Source organism: Bifidobacterium asteroides (genome assembly GCF_009683175.1).
GTDB classification, from domain to species: domain Bacteria; phylum Actinomycetota; class Actinomycetes; order Actinomycetales; family Bifidobacteriaceae; genus Bombiscardovia; species Bombiscardovia asteroides_H.
The window spans coordinates 1-4665 of the sequence record NZ_WKKW01000012.1 but is presented as its reverse complement, the minus strand read 5'-3'; the positions used below and the strand labels follow the sequence as shown (position 1 = coordinate 4665).

Here is a 4665-nt window from a genome sequence, read left to right as displayed (position 1 = left end):
AACACACAACCAAACCCACACACAGAACCTAAAACAACGCGTTTAGTTCCTATAGGCCCATTTAAATCAGTTGAGTCAACATTGTTGTATAGGATATGCCCCGAATCCGGCCTATAAAAAGCCTCCAATAGGGAAAGCAGCGTAGTTTTACCTGAACCCGACGAGCCCACGATGACGGTTCTTTGGTGTGGGACTGCGCTAAAACTAATGTTCTGCAGAGTGGTATTTCGTTCATCATCTTTGTCCGCTGTATTGTAAGAAAAGCATACATCTTTGAACTCCAGCGTAATGTTGGCTGTATCAAACGAGGAATGCCCATCTGGGGAAAGCATATTGCTCGAACTTACGGTTTCGCTTTTATCGCGCAAAGATTCAATGTCTTCTATTCTCCTGAGTGGTCCTAAAGCTTTGAAAGCCGTGGTTATAGATGAGGAAAAGGAGCTTAGCGAAGAAACAACCATAGTCAAATACATTGAAAAGGAGATGAAATTAGAAATATCAAGATCCCCTTTCGCTATTTCCGCGCCGCCAAAGGAAAAAACGATTAGTAAGGTCAGCTGTATGGCGCAGTTCACAATGGACCGAATGATTGTTTCCTTGTTGGCCACTTTTACTGTTGCCCGATACACTTCTTCTGCGGTACCGACTACTCTTTTCGTTTCAGGCACTGTTGCCATAAAGGCCTTAATTGTGCGAATTCCAGCTAATGATCGCAGTATGGCATTAGACAGTCTTGCTGTCTTAGCTTGTACCAGTTCGGTATAGGCCTGCAGACGAGAAGAAGCAGCAATCATCAACAGAATGGATGTGCACGAAGTTATAAGTGCCACGGCAAAGAGTCTGGTATCAATGAACAGCATAGCGACAGCTGATCCGCAAGCTGTTAACAGATTCGCGGCCACTTTAAAGAAGTCTGATGACAGGGCTGAGCGTAACTCATTAGTATCTGAGATGACAGTTGAGACATAGTCACCCGACTCCCTCTTATCATACTCTTGTACCGGCAGGCCGAGGATACAGGTAATGAGATTGCTACGTTTATCGAAAACTATTTTCGCCGCAAGGCGGTTTGCCATATTGGATCCCAAACCATCCAGGACGATGCCTGCTACAAACAAAAGCGCCAAGACTGCAATTGGTCTCACCAACTTCTGACTCTGTTCTATGGCGTGTAGAAGATAATTGACACACAGAGGTTGTAGTAACGCCAGACCTGAAGACACTATACCCACAGACATCACAACAACAGTGATAGCTGTGTGCGGTTTCAATAGTCTGAATACATTAAAAATTGTGGTTTTTTGACGTTGCTGAGTTTGCATAGTTGACATGATTTCCGCTATTCGCCTATGGCTGTTTGGACGGTTTCAATTGCCGATCGCTTCAAACTAGAACGTGCAGAGAAAAATGTGGAAAGTGTTCCCGCGGCGATAATGGGCACAGCAAGGATAATGAAGAACTTCCAGGGGAAGACCACTACAAAGAGATTCTTGGAAAGAGGGAGGAATGTCACAGCGGTGAAAACTCCGACGAGCAAGGTGGCCCCCGCAGAGATAAGGATACCGGTGGTCACGAGGATGAAACCATCCAAGGCCGATATGGCAAGTAGCTGTCCGGGCACAGCGCCCGCGATGGAGATAAGGGCCAGATCAAGGTTGCGTTCCTTGGCAGAGATGGCGAAACTGGCGACCGCACCGATTACAGCAATGAGCAAGGCCGACCACAGGCTGGACATAAGCTCTATCGGTGTGGCTGATCCCATGTCTTTCAACTGGGGAAAGCCACTTATGGCAGCAGTACTGGTTTGACCTGTGATTAACAATCCACCGAGCAGGAACAGGCAAGCAGTCAGTGAGATGATGGTGGAGCCGAATGCCTTCCCGCGACTTCTCACAATGGCTTGTGCCCGTGCGATCTTCCAGACATCGGATTGCACAGGAACCAGATTCGTCCATGTTTTGGTGGCCCATTGGATGATGGGTCCTCCAGAATAGGCCAGAGCGACCAGAAACAGCAGTATCGCGATGATCGGGCCTAATGACATGGGTTGCATGATGATGCCCAATTGGGTCTTACTCAGAGTTTTGGGGTCGTTCAACACCAGGATGACGGCAGCGACAGCCGGTGCCAGCAGGGCGATGAAACCACCGATAATAAGGAATCTCCTCAGACCGCGCCCAGCTCTCGTGACGTGGACTTCCTCAGTTCCTGAACCTCTCAGCAGCTCAACCGGAAGCACTTTCCTCAAAGCACGCAGAGTAAAGAGAGCACCCAACAAAGCCACAATGAAACCGACTGCAAGCCCCCTCAAAGCAAAGTCTAAGAAACCCTGCCAAGTAAAAGTGATAAGCGGCGGTAACAGCACGGCCTCCAACTGGAACTTTAGAATCCGTGGGGCAAGAATTGGCGCCAGCGCCATACCAACGATGGAGGAGATCAGAGTCAGCACGAACACCTGCACCATGGTGAGGGTCAGCACCTGCCTAGGTGTGGCACCAAGCAGGGACAACAATGCAAGTCCCTTCCGCCGCTGCCTTATGGAAGCCTGAATCGTCACCATAATGACCAGGCAACCCAGGACCATTGCTATCTGGTAGACCGAGTCCACGTTAGTGCTGAGATGGTGAGATACCACACCCACTTCCCCCGGGGAATCATGTTTGAGATCATTGATTCCCTTGCATACACTCATGGCGCACAGAATCGTCTGCGTGACCACAAGCACAAGAAACACACCGGCCCAGATTCCTCTATTGGCTTTCAGATCATTCAACGCCCACTTCATGACTTACACCTTTCACGCCGCATCGCCATACAGAATCAGGGCAATAACTACGCTTGCTCTTCCACATTCCCTGATGCGACAAATCCGCCATCACTCATGGTGTATACGACGTCGCATTGCCGGGCCAGGCGGAGATCGTGTGTGACCACGACCACGCATTTACCGGGTCGATGGGAGAAGTCCCGCAACTGCGAGAAAACCAACTGTCCGGACTTCTGGTCAAGAGCACCTGTCGGCTCATCGGCGAACACAACATCGGGATCCGCGACCAAGGTGCGAATCAAGGATACCCGCTGCTGCTCACCACCTGAGAGCGAACTAGCTGCGTCATTGTCGTGCCCGCTCAAGTGGAACTTATCCATGAGGGCATCGATGCTTCCTTGATCGACCTTGCGATGGCTGAGAGTCAAGGGGAGCAGGATATTGTCACGAACGGTCATGGACGGGACAAGATTGTAGGACTGAAACACAAACCCGATATGCGATCTGCGAAACAAAGCCAAGTTACGCTGGTTCTTCTTAGTTAGTTCCTCACCCAGCACCCACACATTTCCTTGAGATGGCTGTTCAAGACCAGAAAGGCAATATAGCAAGGTGCTCTTACCACATCCAGAGGGCCCTGTAATTGCGGTCATGGCACCACCAGCAGCAACAAAAGAAAGATCATTGAATACCACAGTGGGAGTCCCGTCACCCGAGACGAAATTCTTACTTAGCTGTTCAGCTACTACCACACCATCACGCATAATATTAACCTTCATGGTACTGAGATCAGAGTATCGCCAGACCTCATGCGATTATAAAGCCCCACGACAACGAGTACTGAAATAAACGCTGTCATGGGGCGATATTCCTATTTACCAACACAACACGTTGCTCGTATCGCTGTAACTGGTGCATATGTCCTCTTTCAACACTCCGTCAGCGTCGGGAATGAGACTTATCTTCTCACCTTCCGCATCGGACATTTCTATTGAAACAAACGCCCCATATCTGAAAAAGATAGGTCCGTTATTGTACCTTAAATCACTGAGGATATAAGGTCCTGGTTCACCGCCTATTGCTTCCTCTAGTTTGAGGGTTAATCTTTCAAGATGCTCATCAGAAAAGGGATATATGGTTATGAATTTTCCACTAGAGCTGCGTCCTGCATATTTGGTATTGGAGGATCGGTACTGTTGTTTATCCCTGAGATATTTGAACATAACATGCTCTGAAATACAGATTTTAGAAACTTTTTCTAAAACTGATTGTGCATTGTCAAGGGAAGCCGTCACATGAATTTTCCATCCGTGGGTCCTCATTATGCAAGCAGTCGGCTGCATATATGTCCATACTACGGATTTATTTGAAGCCCATCCTATCGGACAGTCAGGTTCAGGATCCCATGACTCTTCGGCATGTGCCATGAGACTACGGCTATCGACAAAGAAAGGAGATCCTGGGTGCGTCGCCCGCATGTATACAGCTTCCCCAATCATTGCGTCTCCCATCGTTGCGGACTATGCTTTGTAGTAATATTATCAGAACCCGGTTCAGTGTCAACTTCTGTTTTAACTCGCTTCTTGAATATTAATAACTTGCTCATTGCCTTTGATAGCTAAGTACCCATACGTCGCCTTTTAAGATGGCAACTTTCCTTTGAGTAGAGATGGACCTTCAATTGCTGCATCCAATGATGTCAAGACACCAAGCCGTTTGCATAGCAAACTTTTCCCAGCGTCTATACTTACCTGATCCTCCCCCGTGGCTTCCATTCTGAATGATATTAACGACTGCGTCTGCACCGATTTCCTGGAGCAGTGACACCCACTTCAGAGATTCTGGGCTATAGGAACTAAACGCGTTGTTTATGTTGGGGGTTTGGCCTTGTGGCTGTA

Annotated in this window: 4 protein-coding genes; all 4 read right to left on the bottom strand. The window is 48.4% G+C overall.

All coding sequences use genetic code 11. The features are described 5' to 3' along the window. Positions 1-1322 (bottom strand): ABC transporter ATP-binding protein (locus tag GKC41_RS08660; RefSeq protein ID WP_229281747.1); only part of this gene is annotated, 1322 nt, incomplete at its 3' end. Positions 1323-1339: 17 nt separating this feature from the next. Then, on the bottom strand, positions 1340-2785 hold the full coding sequence (locus GKC41_RS08655) for an FtsX-like permease family protein (RefSeq protein WP_045924218.1): 1446 nt from the start codon (positions 2783-2785) through the stop codon (positions 1340-1342). Between the two features lie 47 nt (positions 2786-2832). Beyond that, entirely contained in the window at positions 2833-3546 is a 714-nt protein-coding gene (locus tag GKC41_RS08650) for an ABC transporter ATP-binding protein (protein WP_101433110.1), read from the bottom strand. Positions 3547-3642: 96 nt separating this feature from the next. Then, positions 3643-4194: a hypothetical protein gene (locus tag GKC41_RS08645; RefSeq protein ID WP_143243380.1), complete on the bottom strand. Its 552-nt coding sequence runs from the start codon at positions 4192-4194 to the stop codon at positions 3643-3645. Between the last annotated feature and the right edge of the window lie 471 nt (positions 4195-4665).